This is a genomic window from Variovorax guangxiensis, from assembly GCF_003952165.1.
Lineage (GTDB): Bacteria > Pseudomonadota > Gammaproteobacteria > Burkholderiales > Burkholderiaceae_C > Variovorax > Variovorax guangxiensis.
This window is the reverse complement of the sequence record NZ_RXFT01000005.1, coordinates 263,119-283,547: the sequence shown is the minus strand read 5'-3', so window position 1 is coordinate 283,547 and position 20,429 is coordinate 263,119. Positions and strand designations below refer to the sequence as shown.

Below are 20,429 nucleotides of genomic sequence, written 5' to 3'. Positions count from 1 at the left end.
TCTTCATGAACGAACGACCAGAAGGCGAGGCCGGCCATGGCAGCCAGTGACAGCGACCGCGCCCAGCGCGGCATCCAGAGCATCGAAGTCGGCGGCCAGCTGCTGCGCGCGCTGGTGCATCACGGCCGCCCCATGGCGCTGAAGGACCTGGCGCGCGAGGCCGACATGACGGCGGCCAAGGCGCACCCGTACATGGTCAGCTTCGGGCGGCTGGGCCTCATCGAGCAGGACCGCGCCAGCGGCCACTATCTGCTCGGCCCGCTCGCCTTGCAACTGGGCCTCATCAGCCTGCAGCAGGCCGACCCGGTGCACATCGCCACGCCGCTGATCGGCCAGCTCGCGCAGCAGATCGGCCACACCGTGGCGCTGGCCGTGTGGGGCGCGCGCGGCGCGACCATCGTGCGCACGGCCGAGTCGCCCTCGCCGGTGCACGTGAACATGCGGCACGGCACGGTGTTCTCGCTCACCAACACGGCCTCGGGGCGGGTGTTCGCGGCCTATCTCGACGAGGGCGTGGTGCGCCGGATGCTCGAGGAAGAGCGCCAGCGTCAGAAGCAGCGCAAGGGCGGCGAGCCCACGCCCCCGGCCGGCATGCCGCCGGTGCAGCCGCTGCCCTCCTGGGGCGACTTCGAGCGCCAGCTGCAGGAGGTGCGCGGGCACGGCATCAGCCGCTCCGACGGCGAGGTCATCGAAGGCGTCAGCGCCATGGCCGCGCCCGTCTTCGATCACACCGGCGCTATCGTGCTGGCCGTCACCGCCATCGGCCCGGCCGGCATCTTCGACACCGCGTGGGACGGCGAGATTTCCCGTGCGCTCAAGGCCTGCGCCGATACCGTGTCGCAGCGCCTGGGCGCCGCAGCCGCCGCGCCAGCTCCCCCCAGAACAGAGAGATGACGACGCCAGTCACACCGGATATTTCTTCTTCCTTTTCCTCCCCTGTTCACGCGGCCACCGAACTGCTGGCCAACGCCCGCCGCATCGTCGTTTTCTCGGGCGCGGGCCTGTCGCGCGCCTCCGGCATTCCCACCTACCGCGATGCCGACGGCCTCTGGAAGAGCCAGAACGCCCTGCAGTTCTCCCACGCCGAAGACCTGGCGCGCGACCCGTCGGGCTTCACGAAGTTCTGGGGGCAGCGCCAGTCGGTGATCGAGTCGGCCCAGCCCAACCCGGGCCACACCGCGCTCGCGCTGCTGCAGCGGCTGCGCCCCGCCACGCGGCTGGTGACGCAGAACGTCGACGGCCTGCTCACGCTGGCCGGCGGCCAGGACGTGCTGGAGCTGCACGGCTCGCTGCGCCGCTGGCGCTGCGACCGCTGCGGCAACAGAAGCGGTCCCTGGCCTTTCCACCGCTGCCTGCGCTGCGGCTCGCACGCGCGGCCCGACGTGGTGATGTTCGGCGAGATGCTGAATGCCGGCGTGCTGCTCGACGCGCAGGTGGCGGCGCAGGAGTGCGACCTGTTCATGGTGGTGGGCAGCACCACCATCGTTTATCCGGCGGCCGAGCTGCCGCAGACCGCCCTCGCGCACGGCGCGCGGCTCATCACGCTGAACCTGGAGCCGCTGCCGCACCTGGACGACGCGGCGTCCGTGGTGCTGCGCGGTCTTTCCGAAGACCTGCTGCCGCAGTTGCTGGCGGGTGTGCCGGGCTCCAGAAGCTGAGGGCGCTCAGCCCTTCCGGCCCCCCAGCAGCACCAGCGCCCCGCCCACCACGATCACCGCCACGCCGGCCCACACCGGCAGGTTGACCGTTTCCTTCTCCTTCACCGAGAACTCCAGCGGCCCCAGCTTGGCCTGGTGGGTTTCCTTGGTGAAGCTGAAGCTGCCCATGGCCAGCACGGCGATGCCGGCCACGATCAGCAGGATGCCGACGATGCGTGTTGCGTTCATGAGGCGAGGCTCCTTCCTTTCCGTGTGGTGCCGCAGATTACTGCCGCGGCTGTTGCTGCTGCAACTGGTCCACCCACTGCACGACCTCGGCCACGGCCGCGTCGCTGGCCGCGATCAGCGCCTTCACGCCGCCGGGCGCATCCGCGCTGGGCGCGGGGCGGCGCACGGTGAACAGGCGCTGGCCCAGCACCCGGTCGCCGCCGGTCGAGGTGCGGACCAGCGTGGCGCGCAGGCGCACCAGGCCCACGCTGGCGCTCGCCGACTCGAAGTAGTGGCTGAACTCGTCCAGCGAGATGCGCAGCGTGTCCGGCGCCTCGCCACGGCCGCGCGAGATGGTGGCCGCCTCTTCGGGGCCGAGCACCATGCGGCGCTCCGAGAGCGTGTCGCGCAGCCGCTGGCGCAGCAGCTGCGAGGGCGGCAGGCTCCAGCGCGACTGGCCGTAGGGCCGCAGCTCGTTGGCGTCGGCGTAGCCCAGGCGGTAGAGGATCTGCGTGCCTTCGAGGCGGGTGTTGCTCTCGAACTCGGCCAGCGAGAGCGTCGGGAGGCTGGCCGGCGCGGCGGCCGGGGCCGGCATCGCCGGGCCGGGGCCGAAGTCGTAGAGCGTGGCGCGCGCGGGCTTGTCGGGCAGCGCGCCGCAGCCCGCGGCCAGCAGCAGGGCGCAGCCGAGCGCGAGGGCGGCGGGGGTCTTGCGAATGGCGTTCATGGTCGGTGATCCTCCCTCGGTCGGGAATCAGGGCCGCGTCGCGGCCGGCGCCTGGAAGCCCGGCTCGCCCGGGCCCGCGGCCGCGCCGCCGTTGCCGAACAGCAGCGATTGCGGGTTGTCGTTGATGCTGTCCGCCGCGCGGCCCAGCCGGCGCACCGCGTGCGAGGTGTCGTCGGCCACGCGGTTCACGCGCGGCAGCGTGGCGGCGTTGAACGAATCGACCGCCTGCGCCAGCGCCTTGGTGCCGTCGCTCAGCCGCTCGACCGGGCCGTCGGGCGCGTTCAGGCGGCCCACGGTGGTGTTGAAGTTGTTGGCCACGCGCGAGACGTCGCCGGCGGCCTTCTTCACGGAGGCCATGGTGTCGGGCAGCTTCGTCAGCGCAGGGTTCAGGCCGGTCTTCACCGTGTTGTCGAGCGTCTTGAGCAGCGTGTTGGCGCTGGCCGAAGCGGCCGCGATGTTCTCCAGCGCGTCGGCCGCGCGCTTCTGGTTGGGATCGCTCAGCAGCTGGTTGGCGCGTTTGGTCACTTCCTCGACCTGGTTGATGATGGCCTCGCCGCGGTCCTGCAGCTGCGCCAGCATCGAGGGCTTGAGCGGAATGCGCGGCGGGTCGTCGTTGTTGGGCTTGAGCGCGACGGTCGATTCGCCCTTGTCGTCCAGCGCGATGAAGGCCAGGCCGGTCACGCCCTGGTAGCTCAGCGTGGCGAAGCTGGAGGTGGTGAGCGGCACGCGCTCGTCGACCGTGATGCGCACCCGCACGTTGCCCTTGACCTTGGGGTCGAAGTCGATCGACGCCACCTTGCCCACCGCGATGCCGCGGTAGCGCACCATGGCCTGCGGCTGCAGGCCGCTGACCGCGTCCCGCGTGGAGAGCTCGTAGATGTTGCGCACGGTGTTGTCGCGCGTGAACCAGACCACCAGCGCGACGAGCGCGGCGATCAGTCCGAGCACGAAGGCGCCGGCGGCGAGTGCGTGGGCCTTGTTTTCCATGGTGGCTACCTACCTTTCAGCGGCCCGCTCGGGGGCCGGCTTGTCATGCAGCGCTTCGAGGGCGCGCTGGCCGCGCCCGCCGAGAAAGTATTCGTGGATGAAGGGATGCGGGTACGCGATGACATCGCGCGCCGCGCCCGTGACGATCACCTTCTGGTCGGCCAGCACCGCGATGCGGGTGCTCAGGTCGAACAGCGTGTCCAGGTCGTGCGTGACCATCACCACCGTGAGGCCCAGTTCGCGGTGCAGGCCGCGCAGCAGGTCGCAGAAGCTGTCGGAGGCCTCGGGGTCGAGGCCGGCTGTGGGTTCGTCCAGCAGCAGCAGCGGCGGGTCCATGATGAGCGCGCGCGCCAGCGCCACGCGCTTGATCATGCCGCCCGAGAGATCGGCCGGGCTCTTGTTGGCGTGCTGCGGGCCCAGGCCCACCATCTGCAGCTTCACCAGCGCCGCGTGGCGTATGAGCTCGTCGGGCAGCAGCTTCAGCTCGCGCAGCGGAAAGGCGATGTTCTCCAGCACGCTGAAGGCCGAGAACAGCGCGCCGTGCTGGAACAGCATGCCCACGTTGGCCGCGCCCGAGGCGCTGAGCTCGCCGGGCTCCTGGCCCAGCACCTCCACGTGGCCGCGCGTGGGCTTCTCCAGCCCGAGAATCTGGCGCAGCAGCACCGTCTTGCCCGTGCCCGAGCCGCCGACCAGCGAGAGCACCTCGCCGCGGTCGATGTGCAGCTGCAGGTCGCGGTGCACCACCTGCTCGCCGTCGGCGCTCTGGAACACGGTCCACAGCCCGCGGATGTCCACCACGGTGGCGTCGGTGTCGGGGCGCACGGGCATGCTCATGGTTTCACGCCCTCATGCGCGGAAGCCGATACCTTTGAAGAGCACGGCGAAGAGGGCGTCGACCAGGATCACCGCGGTGATCGACGTGACCACCGACGAGGTCGTGCCGCGCCCGAGGCTCTCGGTGTTGGGCTTGACCTTCATGCCGAAGTGGCAGCCGATCAGCGCGATCAGGATGCCGAATACCGCCGACTTGGCCATGGCCAGCCACAGGTTCGAGATCGGCACCGCGCGCGGCAGGGCCGAGAGGAAATAGGCCGGCGAAATGTCGAGGGCAGCGTCGGCCGCGAGCATGCCGCCCGCGAGCGCGGCCATCGAAGTCCACAGGCTGATCAGCGGCATTGCGATGGCCAGCGCCAGCACGCGCGGCATCACCAGGCGAAAGCCGTGCGGGATGCCCATCACGCGCATCGCGTCGAGCTCTTCGGTCACGCGCATCACGCCGATCTGCGCCGTGATGGCGGAGCCCGAGCGGCCGGCGATCAGCACGGCGGCCAGCACCGGCCCCAGCTCGCGGATCAGCGAGAGCCCGAGGATGTTCACCACGAAGGTCTCGGCGCCGTACTGGCGCAGCTGCTGCGAGATCAGGTAGGCCAGCACCACGCCGATCAGCAGGCCGACCAGCGCCGTGATGTGCAGCGCCGTCGCGCCGAACTGATACAGGTGCCCGGAGAAATCGCGCCACGGTCCGCGGTGCGGCGCGCGTGCCAGCCGGCACAGGTCGAGCGCGAGCTGGCCGATCAGCGCGGTGAAGTCGCGCACCACGTACATCACGCGCGGCCCGTTGTGCGAGAACGCGCGGATGCGGTCGTTCAGCGTGGGCGAGGGCTCGTCGGGCGTCGCGACGGTGTACTGCGCCACCTGGTCGAGCACGGCCTTGTGCTGCGGCGACAACTCGATGGTGACGGGCCACTCATGGCGCCAGTGCTCCCACAGCAGCTGCGCGCCGATGTGGTCGAGTTGCTCGATGGGCCGCAGGTCCCAGGCACGGTCGTCGGCCGGCGGGGCCGCCTTCAGGCTCTGGTCCAGCGCCTGCCATGCCGGCTTGGATGACATCGCCAGCGTGGTCCAGCGGCCGCTGGCCACCGTCCATTGGCGGCCCTCCTGCTCACGTTGCCCGACGCGGGGCCACGCGCTGTCGGCGGCGGAGGCGTCGGCAGGCGATGGAGCGGGAGACATGGCTGGATGAGAAATAAGTGAGGCGGGTGAGGGGGAAAGTTAACAAAACCCGTGCCGGGTGCGCGCATCGTAACCGCGTGCATCCGCGGTCAAGGTGCGCCAGACCCTTCGTTCGCGTAGGGCACCACGCCGTTTCTTCATGATTTCCTCAGGGCGCGAAGCCATCGGAGAGCGCCTCGCGCAGCCAGCCCACGAAAGCCGTCACCGCCTGCGGCACGTGCGTGGCGTAGGGGCGTATTGCATACAGGCGCTCGCCGAAGGCGCCCACCGAGCGCCATTGCGGCAGCACCTGCTGCAGCTTGCCCGACTGCAGCGCCGCCTGCGCGCTGAAGTCGGGCACCAGCGCGATGCCCAGGCCGCTCAGGGCCGCGTCGCGCAGCGCCTCGCTGTTGTTGGCGACCAGCGGCCCCGACACCGGCACCGTGATGCGAGGCGCCGAAGACTTGGTCTCGAAGTGCCAGGTCGGCGTTTCCTGGGCGCGGGGGTAGTGCAGGCAGTCGTGGCCGGCCAGCGCCTGGGGCTCGCGCGGCGTGCCGCGGCGGCGCAGGTAGGCGCGGCTGGCCACCAGCACCGAACGCGTTTCGCACAGCGTCCAGGCCACGTGCGTGTCGGGCGGCGCGGCCGTATGGCGGATCGCGAGGTCGAAGCCCTCCATCGCGAGCGAGCTGAGCCGGTCCGACAGGTCGAGCTCGATGCGCACCTCGGGCTGCGCGCGCAGGAACTCGGCCAGCCTGGGCACCAGCTGCTGGCGCGCGAAGGCCACCGGCGCGGTCACCCGCACCAGCCCGCGCGGCACGCCCGCGAGGTCGCGCACGCCGGCGAAGCTGTGGGCGATCTGCTCGAAGGGGCCGCGCATGTCTTCCACCAGCCGCTGGCCGGCCTCGGTGAGTCGCACGCTGCGCGTGGTGCGCTGCACCAACGGCGCGCCGGCCGCGCGTTCGAGCTCGGCGATGCGCTGGCTCATGGCCGCCTTGCTCACGCCCAGGCGCAGCGCGGCGGCGGTGAAGCTGCCCTGCTGCGCCAGCACCGTGAGCCAGTGCAGGTGCGTCCAGAGCGACTCGATATTTTGGGGTTTCATGCCTGCATTGTTCGCCAATGCGAACAATAAGTTCAAGCATCGTGACTAGGCGGGGAACAACGCGCTGCCTAAACTGGCCGCACTCTTCCTCCCGACACCGCCTCCATCAGGGTTCTCCCCATGCCTACTTCCATCGACCACTTCATCGCCGGCAAGCCCGCCGCCAACACCTCCGGCCGCACGCAGGACGTGACCAACCCTGCCACCGGCGCCGTCACCGGCAAGGTCGGCCTGGCCAATGCGGACCAGGTCTCGGCCGCCGTCGCAGCCGCGCGGGCCGCCTTCCCGGCCTGGGCCGACACGCCGCCGATCCGCCGCGCGCGCGTGATGTTCAAGTTCCTGCAGCTGCTCAACGAGCACAAGGACGAGCTGGCCCACATGATCACCGCCGAGCACGGCAAGGTCTTCACCGACGCGCAGGGCGAAGTCAGCCGCGGCATCGACATCGTCGAGTTCGCCTGCGGCATCCCGCAGCTGCTCAAGGGCGACTACACCGACCAGGTCAGCACCGGCATCGACAACTGGACGCTGCGCCAGCCCCTGGGCGTGGTCGCCGGCATCACGCCCTTCAACTTCCCGGTGATGGTGCCGATGTGGATGTTCCCGGTGGCCATCGCCGCGGGCAACACCTTCATCCTCAAGCCCAGCCCGACCGACCCGACGCCCTCGCTGCGCATCGCCGAGCTGCTGAAGGAAGCCGGCCTGCCCGACGGCGTGTTCAACGTGGTGCAGGGCGACAAGGCCGCGGTCGACGCGCTGCTGGAGCACCCCGACGTCAAGGCCATCAGCTTCGTCGGCTCCACGCCCATCGCCAACTACATCTACGAGACCGGCGCCCGCCACGGCAAGCGCGTGCAGGCCCTGGGCGGCGCGAAGAACCACATGGTGGTGATGCCCGATGCCGACATCGACCAGACCGTGGACGCGCTGATCGGCGCCGGCTACGGCTCGGCCGGCGAGCGCTGCATGGCCATCAGCGTGGCGGTGCTGGTGGGCGACGTGGCCGACAAGATCATTCCCAAGCTCATCGAGCGCACGAAGACGCTGCAGGTGCTCGATGGCGAGAACCTCGCGGCCGAGATGGGCCCCATCGTCACCCGCGCCGCGCACGAGCGCATCACCGGCTACATCGACCTGGGCGAGAAGGAAGGCGCGAAGCTGCTGGTGGACGGCCGCAAGTTCGACGGCAACCAGGCGGGCGAAGGCTGCGGCGATGGCTTCTGGATGGGCGGCACGCTCTTCGACCACGTCACGCCCGAGATGCGCATCTACAAGGAAGAGATCTTCGGCCCGGTGCTCAGCTGCGTGCGCGTGGCCAACTTCAAGGACGCGATCGACCTCGTCAACGCGCACGAGTTCGGCAACGGCGTGAGCTGCTTCACCCGCGACGGCAACGTGGCGCGCGAATTCAGCCGCCGCATCCAGGTGGGCATGGTCGGCATCAACGTGCCGATCCCGGTGCCCATGGCCTGGCACGGCTTCGGCGGCTGGAAGCGATCGCTGTTCGGCGACATGCACGCCTACGGCGAAGAGGGCGTGCGCTTCTACACGAAGCAGAAGTCGGTGATGCAGCGCTGGCCGGAAAGCATCGGCAAGGGCGCCGAGTTCGTCATGCCCACTGCGAAATAAGTCCACCCCCGACTCTCGCGCACTTCGTGTCGCTCGCATCCCCCCTCGAGGGGGCGCTCCCGGCGGCCCGGCGGAGCCGGTTCCGCGGGAGCACTGGTACTGGCAGATACTGGCATCGGCGCGGTGCGGCGCCCTGAGCAAACAAGAACGAAGCAGAAGGAGACAACCACTTGAGCGAGACCACCTTCGACTACATCGTCATCGGCGCCGGCACCGCCGGCTCGCTCATGGCGAACCGCCTGAGCGCCGACAAGAACCGGCGCGTGCTGCTCATCGAGGCGGGCCGCAAGGACGACTACCACTGGATCCACATCCCGGTCGGCTACCTGTACTGCATCGGCAACCCCCGCACCGACTGGCTCTACAGCACCGAGCCCGACGCGGGCCTCAACGGCCGGGTGCTGCGCTATCCGCGCGGCAAGACGCTGGGCGGCTGCTCCAGCATCAACGGCATGATCTACATGCGCGGCCAGTCGCGCGACTACGAGCACTGGGCCGACCTCACCGGCGACGACGGCTGGCGCTGGCAGAACGTGCTGCCGGCCTTCAAGAAGCACGAAGACCACTACCTGGGCGCCGACGAGATGCACGGCGCGGGCGGCGAGTGGCGCGTCGAGAAACAGCGCCTGCGCTGGGACATCCTCGACGCATTCGCCGAAGCCGCGGTGCAGGCCGGCGTGCCGCACTCCACCGACTTCAACCGCGGCAACAACGAGGGTGTGGGCTACTTCCAGGTCAATCAGAAGAACGGCTGGCGCTGGAACACCGCCAAGGCCTTCCTGCGTCCGACCTGCTATGGCAGGCCCAACTTCGAGCTCTGGACCGGCGCGCAGGTCTCGCGCCTGCTCTTCGAGACGCAGCCCGACGGCACGCGCCGCTGCACCGGCGCCGAGGTGTGGAACGGCACCGAGAAGGTCACGGTGCGCGCCACGCGCGAAGTGGTGCTGAGCGCCGGCGCCATCGGCTCGCCGCAGATCCTGCAGCTCTCGGGCGTGGGGCCCTCCGAGCTGCTGAGGCAGCACGGCATCGACGTGGTGGTCGACGCGCCCGGCGTCGGCGCCAACCTGCAGGACCACCTGCAGATCCGCGCGGTCTACAAGATTTCCGGCGCGCCCACGCTCAACGTGATGGCCTCGTCGATGATCGGCAAGGCGAAGATCGGCCTCGAATACGTGCTCAAGCGCAGCGGCCCGATGAGCATGGCGCCCTCGCAGCTTGGCGCCTTCACGCGCAGCTCGCCAGACCGCGAATGGCCCAACCTGCAGTACCACGTGCAGCCGCTGTCGCTCGATGCCTTCGGCGATCCGCTGCACAGCTTCCCGGCCTTCACCGCGAGCGTGTGCAACCTCAACCCGACGAGCCGGGGCTCGGTGCGCATCCGCAGCAACCGCTTCGAGGACGCGCCGGCCATCGCGCCCAACTACCTGAGCACCGACGAGGACCGCAAGGTGGCGGCCGAGTCGCTGCGCGTCACGCGCCGCATCGCGCAGCAGCCCGCGCTTGCCAAGTACAAGCCCGAGGAATGGAAGCCCGGCGTGCAATACCAGACCGACGAGGACCTGGCGCGCCTGGCCGGCGACATCGCCACCACCATCTTCCATCCGGTGGGCACCACCAGGATGGGGGCGGACAACGACCCCGCGGCGGTACTCGATTCGCGCCTGCGCGTGCGCGGCGTGCAGGGCCTGCGCGTGGTGGATGCTGGCGCGATGCCCACCATCACCAGCGGCAACACCAACAGCCCGACGCTCATGATGGCCGAGAAGGCCGCGGGCTGGATCGTCGAGGACAACCGCTGATCGGCTTCAGCGGCGCGGTGCGGCAGTGCGGCGCTTGGGCGGCTCATTGCCCGCCATGCGCGCCTTCGCGCCTTCCAGCATGAGGTCGATGCCGATCTCGAACAGCGCGTCGGGCCCGGCCCGGCGGTAGTTGGCGAAAGCCTCGGCCAGCAGCGGGCGCGAGGCCGCGGCGGCATCGAGCGCCTGCTGCTGCTCGGCCGCGTCGGGCGGTGTCGCCTGCTGCTCCAGCACGCAGCCCACGGTGTAGCGGCCCAGCGCGATCAGCAGCGTCATCGCCTGCGGCGCGGGCAGGCCCAGCCGGACCACCGAAGCGAGCTGCTCTTCGACCATGTCGAGATCGGCCGGATCGGGCTCCGAGCCCGCATGCAGCCGCGCACCGTCGCGACGCGCCAGCAGCGCGCGGCGGAAGCTGCGGGCGTTCTCGCGCAAAAAGGCGTCCCAGGTCTCGCCGGGCTCCGGGAGCTTGCGCTCGTGCACGCGGCGCAGGATCTCGCCGTTCATCGCGTCGAGCAGCGCGCGCTTGTTCCTGAAGTGCCAGTACAGCGCGGGCTGCTGCACGCCGAGCCGCTCGGCCAGCAGCCGCGTGCTGAGCTTGTCCATTCCAACCTCGTCGAGCAGCGTGAGCGCCGTCTCGAGGATCACTTCGCGGTCCAGTTTCATTCTTCCGATGTGCGTGCGTGCCGATGTCGACCGGGGAGCGTACTTCACAGCCTGGAATTTATCGCTGATAATTCCTTATCAATGATAAATTCAAGCACCCTCCCAACCCCTTTCGCGACCGGCCGCCATGCGCATGCCGTGATCCTCGCGATCGTCACGCTCGACGCGATCGGCATCAGCCTGGTCATGCCGATCGTGCCCAGCCTGCTGCGCGAGGTCGGCCATACCGGCGACCTCGGCTGGCGCTTCGGCGCATTCCTCTCGCTCTACGCGCTGATGCAGTTCCTCTGCGCGCCGGTGCTCGGCGCTCTCAGCGACCGCTTCGGCCGCCGCCCGGTGCTGCTGGTCTCGGTGGCGGGCGCCGCCGTCGACGCGCTCTTCATGGCCTTTGCGCCGTCGCTGTGGATGCTGTTCGTGGGCCGCGCGATCGCCGGCATGACCGGGGCCAACATGGCGGTGGCCTCGGCCGCCATCGCCGACCTCATGCCCGAGAACCAGCGCGCGCGCTGGTTCGGCCGCATGGGCGCCTGCTTCGGCATCGGCTTCATCGCGGGGCCGGCGCTCGGCGGCGTGCTCGGCGACCACGGCGTGCGGCTGCCCTTCATCGCCGCCGCGGTGCTCAACGGCCTGACCTTCCTCGCGGCCCTGCTGCTGCTGCGCGAGTCGCGCCCGGCGAAGCTCGCCACGCAACCCTTCGACCGCGGCGTGCTGCATCCGCTCGCGCCGCTGCGCTGGGCGAAGAGCTTTCCCGCGCTGCTGCCGATCCTGGCCGTGTTCACGGTGCTGATGCTGGTGGGCGAGGTCGCCGGCACGACCTGGGTGCTCTACGGCGAGGACAAGTTCGCCTGGAACAGCACCATGGTCGGCGTCTCGCTCGCCGTCTTCGGGCTGATCCAGGCGCTGATGCAGGGCTTCGTCGCGGGCCCGCTCGTCGAGCGCTGGGGCGAGCGCGCGGCCATCGCCATCGGCACCGCGGCCGACTGCACCGCCTATGCGCTGCTGGCCTTCGCCACGCAGGGCTGGATGGCGCTCGCACTGCTGCCGCTCTTGTGCACGGGCGGCATCGGCGGGCCCGCGCTGCAGTCGATGCTCTCGGCGCGCGTGGGCGATGCCGAGCAGGGGCGGCTGCAGGGCGTGCTCGCGAGCCTCTCCAGCCTGGCCTCTGTGTTCGGTCCGCTGCTCATCAGCCAGCTCTACTTCGCCTTTCGCCTGCGCTTTCCCGGCATCGCGTGGCTGGCGGGCGCGGTGGTCTACCTGCTGTGCATGCCGGTGCTGCTGCGCAAGACTCCCAAGCCATAGCTTCGGTCTGACTCCGGTCCGATGCCAGAAACACCGAGGAACCGGCTTTGCCGGGCCTCAGGTGTTGCCCCCGGTAGGGGGTTGGCGAAGCGACACGAAGTGCGCGCAGCCTGGGGGCGAGCTTTATTTTTCTATCGTCTTGTTCCAGCGCGCGTTCCACGCCGGGCGGTTCGCGTTGATGCTTTCCCAGTCGATGGTCACTGCCGTCTTCATCCACTTGTTGATGTCCGCCACCTGGGCCACGCCGTCGCCCACCACCGGCGCCTTCGGGTTGGTGGGAATCTGCGCGCCGTACTGCAGCACGTTGGCCTGCGCCAGCGGGCTCAGCAGGAACTCGGCGAGCTTCTGCGAGAGCTCGGGCTCGGTGTTGTTGGCGATCACGCACTGGCCGACCATGAGCACCACCGCGCCTTCCTTGGGCGGTGCGTATTCCACCGGAATGCCCTTGCTCTTCATCGCGGCCACGGCCGTGGGCGTGAGCGGGAAGATCGCGGCCTCGCCGGTCTGCACCATCTCCGAGAGCTTGGCCGAGCTCGGGATGTACTCCAGCACGTTCGGCCCGATGGTGGTGGGCCAGGCCTTGAAGCCGGGCTCCACGTTCTTGTCGTTGCCGCCCTGGATGCGGTTGAACATCAGGAAGCCGTGCAGCCCGAAGGAGGACGACGACACCGACTGGAACACCACCTTGCCCTTGTACTTCGCATCGGCCAGGTCCATCCAGGAGGTGGGCGGCGCCCAGCCCTTCTCCTTGAACATCTTCGCGTTGTAGGCCAGGCCCGTCATGCCCAGGCTCACGCCGCTGGCCATGTCGTCCTTGAAGCGCGCGGCCGGGTAGATCTCGCTGAGCGACTGGCTGGGCTTCTGCTTCTGGCACAGGCCCATGCCGATGGCGCGCACCATCACGCCGTCGTCGAGGAACATCACGTGCATCTGCGGCTTGTCCTTGTTGGCCTGTGCCTTGGCGAGGATGTCGGACGAGGTGCCCGGCACCACCACCACCTTCGCGCCATAGGCCTTCTCGAAGGCCGGGAAGACGTACTGCGTGTACGCCTTCTCCATCGTGCCGCCGTTCATGCCGATGTAGAGGGTCTTGGTCTGCGCGCCGGCGATGCCGGCGGCCGCGAGCAGCGCGGCCAGCAGCGGGAGGGTTCTGATCGATGACTTCTTGGACATGGCGATGCTCTCCATTCAGGTTCAGGTGGGGGATGCGGATGCAGTGTGGGATTCGTCGGCGCCGTCGAAGCGCTCGATGGCGAAGGCGTCGATGGGGGTGTCGGTGCGGCCGTCGCGCGCCAGCTCGGCCAGCACCTCGCCGGCGGCCGGGCCGATCTGGAAGCCCGCGCCCGCGAAGCCGAAGCCGTGGAACAGGCCCGGCGTGGTGCGGCTTGGGCCCAGCACCGGTTCGCGGTCGGGCAGGTAGCCCTCGGTGCCGCCCCAGGTGCGGATGATGTGCGCGTGGCGCAGCACCGGCAGCAGTTCGATCGCCTGCACCGCGAGCGTGGCGATGCCTTCGCGCTCGGCGCGCGAGCGTTCGGCGTCGAGCGTGATGCCGGAGCCGCCGCCCAGCACCACGTTGCCGCGCTCCACCTGCCGGCAGTAGATGCCGCCGCCTTCCACGCCCAGGCTCCATTTCATGAAATGCGGCACCGGCTCGGTCACCGCCATCAGCGGGCTGCGTGCGTACATCGGCGGTGTCTCGCCGAACTGGCTGGCGATGGCGCCGGCCCACGCGCCCGCGCAGTTCAGCAGCACCGGCGCCTGCACTTCGAGCGCGTTGCCGCTGCGCACCATGAACATGGCGCCGTCGTGCGCCACCTCGTCGACCCTGTGCCGCTCGAAGACCTGCGCGCCCGCGCGCTGCGCCGCCAGCGCGAAGGCCGGCGACACCAGGCGCGGATTGGCCTGCCCGTCTTCCGCGCAGAGCGAGCCACCCACCGCGCGCGTACCCAGCCACGGGCACTGCTCGCGCAGGCGCGCGCCGGAGATCAGCTCCAGGCCCAGGTCGAAATCGCTGCTCAACGCGCGGTAGCGCTCCAGCGAGGCCATGTCGGATTCGCTACGCGCGATCTTGAAATGGCCCGAGCGGATGTATTCGCCGTCGGTGCCCAGCAGCCCGGCAAGACCGCCCCAGATGCGATGCGCGCGCTGCGCCAGCGGCAATTGGCTCACCGGCCGGCCCTGGCGGCGTACGCCGCCGTAGTTCACGCCGCTGGAACGTGAGCCGCAGAGGTCGCGCTCCAGCAGAACCACGCCGACGCCCATGCGGCGCAGGGCCAGCGCGGCGGAAGAGCCGACGATGCCGCCGCCGACGATGGCGACGTCGGTGCGAAGCTTCCTGATCGAACTCATGCGCCGCTCCCTTCGGCCGGCACGAGCCGGAGCGGGATCGGCTTGATCGGCGCCTGCCCGCGCAGCCGGCCTACCTGCTGCAGCGGCTGCCGCGTCGCGTGCGCGAGGATCTCGGCCGCGGCCGCGCCGCACATGCGCCCCTGGCAGCGGCCCATGCCGACGCGCGACAGGGCCTTCAGGCGATTCATCTCGTCGGCGCCGGTGCTGGCGATGGTCTGGCGCAACGTGCCGGCGGTGACGTTCTCGCAGCGGCAGATGACGAGGTCGTCGGCCGCGTTCTCCGCCCAGTCCTGCGGCACGGGAAAGGCGCGCTCCAGGCCCTGGCGGAAGCCGGCGAGCTTTTCGAGCTTGCGTTCGAGCTCCGACGCACGCGCGGTGTCGATGGCGATGCCGGCATCCTGCAGCAGCGCCAGCGCCGCGCGCTCGCCAGCCCACTCGGCCGCATCCGCGCCCATGATGCCGGCGCCGTCGCCCGCGAGGTACACGCCCTGCACGCTGGAGCGCCCAGCCGCGTCGCGCACCGGCAGGTGCGCGCGGTGCAGCGGCGCGTAGTCGAAGCGGCAGCCGAGCAGGTCGGCGAGTTGCGTCTCCGAGCGCAGCGCGTAGCCGAAGCCGATCGCATCGCATTCGATCGTGCGCTCGTTCCCGCCGTCGAGCCAGGCCACGCCGGTGACGCGGCCCTGCGCCTCGTCGCCGAGCACGCGCAGCGGACGCACGCCGCCATGCAGCGCAACGCCGTGCGCGCGCAGCCAGCCCACGTAGTACATGCCCTTCGCGAGCACGGCCGGCTGCACCAGCATCGCCGGCGCGGCGGCGATCTGGTCGGCCAGGCGCGCCGTGTCGAGCACCGCGGCCACGTCCACGCCGGCCTTCGCATATTGATATGCCACCAGGTAGAGCAGCGGCCCGGTGCCCATGAACACCACGCGCCGCCCGATGGCGCAGCCCTGGAACTTGAGCGCCACCTGCGCGCCGCCCAGCGTGTAGACGCCCGGCAGCGTCCAGCCCGGTAGCGGCAGCACGCGGTCGGTGGCGCCGGTCGCGACGATCAGGTGGCTGTAGGGCACGCGGCGGTTGCTGCGCGTGGGGTTGTGCATCACGTCGAGCACCTGGTCCTGCGCGTTCCACGCGAGGCTGTCGGCATGGTGTTCGATGCGGCCCTGCAGCGTCTCGAAGGCGTTGTGCACCGCGTCGGCGCGCTTCGACTCGAAGCCGTAGAGCGTCTGCTTGTCGCGGCCGGCCAGGGTGGGAGGAGGGCGGCGGTAGATCTGGCCGCCGGCGCGCGAGGCCTCGTCGATCACCACCGGCTTCAGGCCGTGCGCCACGAGCGTTTGCGCGGCGCGCACGCCGGCCGGACCTGCGCCGACGATCACCGGGCGGACTTCGCCTGTCGCTGCCGGTGTTGCTGTCGCGCTCATGCGCCGTCCTTTCCCGTGACCAGCGCCATGCCCGGTGCGATGAATGTCGAGCAGGCGCGAACGCGCTCGCCTTCGCCGGTGGAGATCCAGCAGTCCTGGCAGGCGCCCATCATGCAGAAGCCCGCGCGCGGCAGGCCGCTGAACTCGTTGCGGCGCAGTTGGCCGCACTGCGTGAGCACGGCGGTCAGCACGGTGTCGCCGGCCAGGGCGCTCGCAGGTTCGCCGTCGAGCGTGAAAGGCACCGTCGCGCGGCCGGTTTTCTCGGCCACGCGGTGGAGCAGGGCGTGTGTTTTCATGGTCATCTATCTGCGCCCCACCAGCACGCGGTCGAGCCCGTAGACGCGATCGAGCAGCACCATCGCGAAGGCCGTCACCGCCACCATCAGCGCCGACACGGCGGCCATCAGCGGGTCGATGGACTCTGTCGCATACATGTACATGCGCACCGGCAGCGTCACCGTGCTCGGCGAGGTGACGAAGATGGACATCGTCACTTCGTCGAAGCTGTTGATGAACGACAGCATCCAGCCGCCGGTCACGCCCGGCAGGATCATCGGCAGCGTGATGCGGCGGAACACGGTGGCCTGGCTCGCACCCAGCGAGAGCGCGGCCTGCTCGGCGCTGCGGTCGAAGCCCACCAGCGCCGCCACCACCAGCCGCAGCGTGTAGGGCGTGACGATGAGCGCATGCGCCAGAACCAGCCAGCCGAAGCTGCCAGCGCCGCCCACCAGCGAGAACAGGCGCAGCAGCGCCACGCCCAGCACCAGGTGCGGCACGATCAGCGGCGAGAGGAACAGGCCGTTGAGGAAGTCGCGCCCCGGAAACTCGTAGCGCGTGATTGCCATGCCGGCCGGCACCGCGAGCAGCGTCGCGATGGTGGCCGAGCTCAGCGCGAGCCACAGGCTGTTCCAGAACGACTGCATGAAGTCGGGGTGCGCGAACACCGCCTCGAACCAGCGCAGCGAGAAATGCGTGGTGGGGATGGTCAGCGTGTTCTCGGGCGTGAACGCCACGATGCACACCACCACCAGCGGCGCCAGCATGAAGACGATGACCAGCGCGTTGAACGCGAGGGCGATGGGGCCGTTTCTGCTCATCGGTTCACCCCAGCGCTTTCTTGTAGCGGCCTTCGACCAGCCGGTTGTAGCTGAGCATCACCGCGAGATTGGCGACGAGCAGCACCAGCGCCACCGCCGCGCCCAGCGGCCAGTTGAGTTCGCTCAGGTACTCGTCGTAGACGATGGTCGCGACCATCTTCAGCCGGCGTCCGCCCAGCAGCCCCGGGATGGCGAAGGAACTCGCCGCCAGCCCGAACACGATCAGGCTGCCCGAGAGAATGCCCGGCATCACCTGCGGCAGCACGATGCGCCGCAGCGTGGTGAAGGGCGTGGCGTTGAGCGACAGGGCCGCGTTCTCCACGCCGGGGTCGAGCTTCTGCAGCGAGGTCCACACCGGGATCACCATGAAGGGCAGCATCACGTGCACCAGCGCGATGACCACTGCCGCGCTGGTGTAGAGGATCTTCACCGGCCCGATGCCCACGAGCTGCAGCAGTGCGTTCACCGCGCCCTCGGGGCCCAGCAGCATGCTCCAGCCGAAGGCCCGCACCACCACCGAGACCAAGAGCGGCGCGAGCACCACCAGCAGCAGCGCCGAGCGCCACGGGTTGCGCATGCGGCTGAGCACATAGGCTTCGGGCGCGCCGATCAGCACGCAGATCAGCGTGACCAGCGCCGAGACCCAGAAGGTGCGCCAGAAGATGCCGAGGTAGTAGGAGTCGGAGAACACCAGCGCGTAGTGCGCGAGCGTGAATTCGCCCGACTTCGGCCCCGTGGCCGGGTCGTAGACGTTGAACGACAGCACTGCGGTGAGCCCGAGCGGCACCACCAGCAGCACCGTGAACAGCAGCAGCGCGGGGCCGGAGAGCCACCATGCGGTGGCCTTGCTTTTCGATGCGCTGCTCATGCCGTGACAGCCCTTTCATCGGCCGGCAGAAGCCGCATGCAGTGCGCCGGCCAGTCGATGCCTGTACGGCTGCCTTCGGCGAGGGCCTCGCGCCCGTCGTTGGGGCTCAGCACCATGAGTTCGCCCACCGAAGTCGCCACGCGGTAGAGCCACTGGCTGCCGAGGAAGAAGCGCTCCAGCACCTCGCCGTCGATGCGGCCGCCGCCCGGCGGCACCAGCTGCAGCTTCTCGGGCCGCACGCTCAGCAGCGCGGCGGCGTCGACACTGAAGCCGGTGTCGTCCACGTCCAGCGAGAGCGCACCCACCTCCACGCAGGTGCGCCCGGGGCCGCTGCCCGACACGCGGCAGTCCAGCAGGTTGGCCTTGCCCACGAAGGTGGAGATGAAGCGCGTGCCCGGATGCTCGTACACGCGCTGCGGATGGTCGATCTGCGTGGCGCGCCCGCCCTCCATCACCACCACGCGGTCGCTGATCGACATCGCCTCGCTCTGGTCGTGCGTGACCATCACCGTGGTGGTGCCGACCTTGCGCTGGATCTGGCGCAGCTCGAACTGCATCTCCTCGCGCAGCTTGGCGTCGAGGTTGGACAGCGGCTCGTCCAGAAGCAGCACCGGCGGCTCGATCACCAGCGCGCGCGCCAGCGCCACCCGCTGCCGCTGGCCGCCCGAAAGCTCGCGCGGGTAGCGCGCGGCGTGCTGCTCGAGGTGCACCAGCGCCAGCGCCTGCTTCACCCGCTCGGTGCGCTCGGCCTTCGGCATCCTGCGCATCTCCAGGCCGAAGCTCACGTTGTCGGCCACCGTCATGTGCGGGAAGAGGGCGTAGGTCTGGAACACGATGCCCAGCCCGCGCGTGTTGGCCTTGGCGTGCGTGATGTCCTTGCCCGCGAGCTCGATGCGGCCGCTGCTCACCGCCTCGAAGCCCGCGATCATCTGGAGCGTGGTCGTCTTGCCGCAGCCCGAAGGACCGAGCAGCGAGACGAACTCGCCCTTTTCCACCGAGAGATTCATGTCCGTCACCGCACGGGTGGCGCCATAGAACTTGGTCACGTCGGTGAGCCGCAGGAATGACATGGAACGGGCCTTTCTTCGGGGGCGAAAAGATGGCTTCAGGCACCTTGCTTCGACTTGGTGCGGGCCATGGACAGCTTGCTGCCCTTAATTCACTCTATTGCAACGATTGAGCCACATCGCCTCGGGTATTCCATTAATCAGAATCTTTCTTCAATTTATTCCATTCAATGGAATATCATGGCTTCGATCAATGAATCGAATTCCGCAGGAGGAAGGTATGGATAGCTCTTCGGCGAACCCCCCGGCCGGCGCAGGGGCGAACGCGACGGCCAGCGGCGGCGTGCCGCGCGTCTTTTCGGTGATCCGCGCGCTCGGCGCGGTGCAGGCCGAGGGCGGGCGCGTGACGCAGATCGCGCGCTCGGTCGGCCTCACCCAGGCCACCACGCACCGGCTGCTGCAGTCGCTCATCGCCGAAGGCATGGTCGAGCAGGACGAGCGCAGCAAGCTCTACCGCCTGAGCATCGATTTCTTCGCGCTGGCCGCCAGCGCGGGCAACCCCGGCGACCTGCGCTCCATCTGCCGGCCCGTGCTGCTGCGGCTGTGCGCGAGCCTCGGCGACAGCATCTTCCTGCTGGCGCGCAGCGGCTTCGACGCCGTGTGCCTCGACCGGAGCGAAGGGCCCTTTCCCATTCGCTCCTTCACCGGCGACATCGGCGGGCGCATCGCGCTGGGCGTGGGACAGGGCGCGCTCGCGATCCTCGCCTTCCTGCCCGAGGCCGAGCGCGAGGAAGTCATCCGCTTCAATCTCTCTCGCGTGCGCGAGTACGGCGTGTACGACGAGGTCTACCTGCGCACCGAGATCGAGCGCGTGCGGCAGCAGGGCTACGCGGGGCGCAACACCGGCCTGCTCGAAGGCATGGCCGGCGTGGCCGTGCCCATCCTCGACCGCGAAGGCCGCGCGGTGGCCGCGCTGAGCGTGGGCACCATCGCCGACCGGCTCAACGCCGACCGCATGCCGACGGTGGTGGAGCTGCTGAAACGCGAGGCGGCGGCGATCGGGCCGAGGATCAATCCCTTCGACGCGACGCTGAGGCGGCCGGCGCAGAGCCTGGCGAGTTCGCCGGCGGGGCAGAAGATTCCGTTGCCCGAGCCCTCGGGGGCGGGCTGAGCAGGGAGCCGACCATGAACAACCCCTCGATCCTCTACCCCGTCTTCGCCCTCGCGGCCCTCACCGGCATGGTGCTGCTGCTCATTCCCTTCACGCGCGTGCGCGCCGTTCTGCGCCGCGAAGTCCGGGCGGCCGATTTCAGGCTGGGCGAGTCGGCGGCGGTGCCGGATGCGGTGCGCATTCCCAACCGCAACTACATGAACCTGCTGGAGCTGCCGGTGCTGTTCTACGTGGTGTGCCTGGTCTTCTACGTGGCGGCGCAGCCGACGCCCGCGGCCGTGTGGCTGGCCTGGGCCTACGTGGGGCTGCGGGCGCTGCACAGCGCGGTGCACCTGACCTACAACCACGTGCTGCACCGGCTGGGCGTGTTCGCGGCGAGCAATGTGGTGCTGGTGGCGCTGTGGGTCCTGGCGGCAGCCAGGTTGGTGCGCTAGACGCACGTAAAAAGGCTGAGATCCTTCCTGA

Annotated in this window: 21 protein-coding genes; 7 read left to right on the top strand and 14 right to left on the bottom strand. The window is 69.7% G+C overall.

The window, feature by feature from the left end; genetic code table 11:
* Positions 1–36 precede the first annotated feature (36 nt).
* Both EJP67_RS14350 and EJP67_RS14345 read left to right on the top strand, forming a co-directional pair.
* Positions 37–894 (top strand): IclR family transcriptional regulator, encoded by an 858-nt coding sequence (locus tag EJP67_RS14350; protein WP_126022385.1) that lies wholly within the window; start codon positions 37–39, stop codon positions 892–894.
* Entirely contained in the window at positions 891–1,658 is a 768-nt protein-coding gene (locus EJP67_RS14345; RefSeq protein ID WP_126022384.1) for an SIR2 family NAD-dependent protein deacylase, read from the top strand. Before EJP67_RS14350 ends, EJP67_RS14345 begins: the two co-directional genes overlap by 4 nt.
* A gap of 6 nt (positions 1,659–1,664) precedes the next feature.
* On the opposite strand, the gene EJP67_RS14340 is transcribed toward EJP67_RS14345, so the two are convergent.
* The 6 genes from EJP67_RS14340 to EJP67_RS14315 all read right to left on the bottom strand — a co-directional run bounded on the left by EJP67_RS14340 (position 1,665) and on the right by EJP67_RS14315 (position 6,667).
* Positions 1,665–1,886, bottom strand: a complete 222-nt coding sequence (locus EJP67_RS14340; RefSeq protein WP_126022383.1) for a hypothetical protein — start codon at positions 1,884–1,886, stop codon at positions 1,665–1,667.
* 37 nt (positions 1,887–1,923) lie between these two features.
* Positions 1,924–2,589 (bottom strand): ABC-type transport auxiliary lipoprotein family protein, encoded by a 666-nt coding sequence (locus EJP67_RS14335; RefSeq protein WP_126022382.1) that lies wholly within the window; start codon positions 2,587–2,589, stop codon positions 1,924–1,926.
* A gap of 27 nt (positions 2,590–2,616) precedes the next feature.
* The gene (locus EJP67_RS14330; RefSeq protein ID WP_126022381.1) at positions 2,617–3,576 is read right to left on the bottom strand and encodes an MlaD family protein; all 960 of its coding nucleotides are present in this window, start codon (positions 3,574–3,576) and stop codon (positions 2,617–2,619) included.
* Positions 3,577–3,585: 9 nt separating this feature from the next.
* On the bottom strand, positions 3,586–4,410 hold the full coding sequence (locus EJP67_RS14325) for an ABC transporter ATP-binding protein (protein WP_126022380.1): 825 nt from the start codon (positions 4,408–4,410) through the stop codon (positions 3,586–3,588).
* Positions 4,411–4,422: 12 nt separating this feature from the next.
* Positions 4,423–5,589 carry an MlaE family ABC transporter permease gene (locus EJP67_RS14320; protein WP_126022379.1) on the bottom strand — a complete coding sequence of 389 codons (1,167 nt, stop codon included), beginning with the start codon at positions 5,587–5,589 and terminating at the stop codon, positions 4,423–4,425.
* Between the two features lie 148 nt (positions 5,590–5,737).
* Positions 5,738–6,667, bottom strand: a complete 930-nt coding sequence (locus EJP67_RS14315; RefSeq protein WP_126022378.1) for a LysR family transcriptional regulator — start codon at positions 6,665–6,667, stop codon at positions 5,738–5,740.
* 120 nt (positions 6,668–6,787) lie between these two features.
* On the opposite strand from EJP67_RS14315, the gene EJP67_RS14310 reads away from it, so the two are divergent.
* Positions 6,788–8,296 carry a CoA-acylating methylmalonate-semialdehyde dehydrogenase gene (locus tag EJP67_RS14310; RefSeq protein WP_126022377.1) on the top strand — a complete coding sequence of 503 codons (1,509 nt, stop codon included), beginning with the start codon at positions 6,788–6,790 and terminating at the stop codon, positions 8,294–8,296.
* Positions 8,297–8,466: 170 nt separating this feature from the next.
* The gene (locus EJP67_RS14305) at positions 8,467–10,095 is read left to right on the top strand and encodes a GMC family oxidoreductase (RefSeq protein ID WP_126022376.1); all 1,629 of its coding nucleotides are present in this window, start codon (positions 8,467–8,469) and stop codon (positions 10,093–10,095) included.
* 6 nt (positions 10,096–10,101) lie between these two features.
* Here EJP67_RS14305 and tetR read toward each other — a convergent pair whose 3' ends face one another.
* A complete protein-coding gene (gene tetR / locus EJP67_RS14300; RefSeq protein WP_126022375.1) occupies positions 10,102–10,755 on the bottom strand; it encodes a tetracycline resistance transcriptional repressor TetR in 654 nt (217 codons plus the stop codon).
* Positions 10,756–10,836: 81 nt separating this feature from the next.
* Here tetR and tet point away from each other — a divergent pair, with 81 nt between their 5' ends.
* Positions 10,837–12,054 carry a Tet(A)/Tet(B)/Tet(C) family tetracycline efflux MFS transporter gene (gene tet, locus EJP67_RS14295; protein ID WP_126022374.1) on the top strand — a complete coding sequence of 406 codons (1,218 nt, stop codon included), beginning with the start codon at positions 10,837–10,839 and terminating at the stop codon, positions 12,052–12,054.
* 123 nt (positions 12,055–12,177) lie between these two features.
* Here tet and EJP67_RS14290 read toward each other — a convergent pair whose 3' ends face one another.
* The 7 genes from EJP67_RS14290 to EJP67_RS14260 are packed head-to-tail and all read right to left on the bottom strand — an operon-like array spanning position 12,178 to position 18,856.
* A complete protein-coding gene (locus EJP67_RS14290; RefSeq protein ID WP_240650655.1) occupies positions 12,178–13,227 on the bottom strand; it encodes an ABC transporter substrate-binding protein in 1,050 nt (349 codons plus the stop codon).
* Between the two features lie 21 nt (positions 13,228–13,248).
* The gene (locus tag EJP67_RS14285) at positions 13,249–14,403 is read right to left on the bottom strand and encodes an NAD(P)/FAD-dependent oxidoreductase (protein WP_126022372.1); all 1,155 of its coding nucleotides are present in this window, start codon (positions 14,401–14,403) and stop codon (positions 13,249–13,251) included.
* Positions 14,400–15,821: an FAD/NAD(P)-dependent oxidoreductase gene (locus EJP67_RS14280; protein ID WP_126022371.1), complete on the bottom strand. Its 1,422-nt coding sequence runs from the start codon at positions 15,819–15,821 to the stop codon at positions 14,400–14,402. The genes EJP67_RS14285 and EJP67_RS14280 overlap by 4 nt, the downstream gene beginning before the upstream one ends.
* Entirely contained in the window at positions 15,818–16,117 is a 300-nt protein-coding gene (locus tag EJP67_RS14275) for a (2Fe-2S)-binding protein (protein WP_420824268.1), read from the bottom strand. The genes EJP67_RS14280 and EJP67_RS14275 overlap by 4 nt, the downstream gene beginning before the upstream one ends.
* A gap of 6 nt (positions 16,118–16,123) precedes the next feature.
* On the bottom strand, positions 16,124–16,918 hold the full coding sequence (locus EJP67_RS14270; RefSeq protein WP_126022369.1) for an ABC transporter permease: 795 nt from the start codon (positions 16,916–16,918) through the stop codon (positions 16,124–16,126).
* A gap of 4 nt (positions 16,919–16,922) precedes the next feature.
* Positions 16,923–17,786 (bottom strand): ABC transporter permease, encoded by an 864-nt coding sequence (locus tag EJP67_RS14265; RefSeq protein WP_126022368.1) that lies wholly within the window; start codon positions 17,784–17,786, stop codon positions 16,923–16,925.
* A complete protein-coding gene (locus EJP67_RS14260) occupies positions 17,783–18,856 on the bottom strand; it encodes an ABC transporter ATP-binding protein (protein WP_126022367.1) in 1,074 nt (357 codons plus the stop codon). Before EJP67_RS14260 ends, EJP67_RS14265 begins: the two co-directional genes overlap by 4 nt.
* Positions 18,857–19,073: 217 nt before the next feature.
* Between EJP67_RS14260 and EJP67_RS14255 the strand changes: the two genes are divergently transcribed.
* Positions 19,074–19,964: an IclR family transcriptional regulator gene (locus tag EJP67_RS14255; protein WP_126022366.1), complete on the top strand. Its 891-nt coding sequence runs from the start codon at positions 19,074–19,076 to the stop codon at positions 19,962–19,964.
* Positions 19,965–19,978: 14 nt separating this feature from the next.
* Positions 19,979–20,398 carry an MAPEG family protein gene (locus tag EJP67_RS14250; protein WP_126022365.1) on the top strand — a complete coding sequence of 140 codons (420 nt, stop codon included), beginning with the start codon at positions 19,979–19,981 and terminating at the stop codon, positions 20,396–20,398.
* The last annotated feature ends 31 nt before the right edge of the window (positions 20,399–20,429 follow it).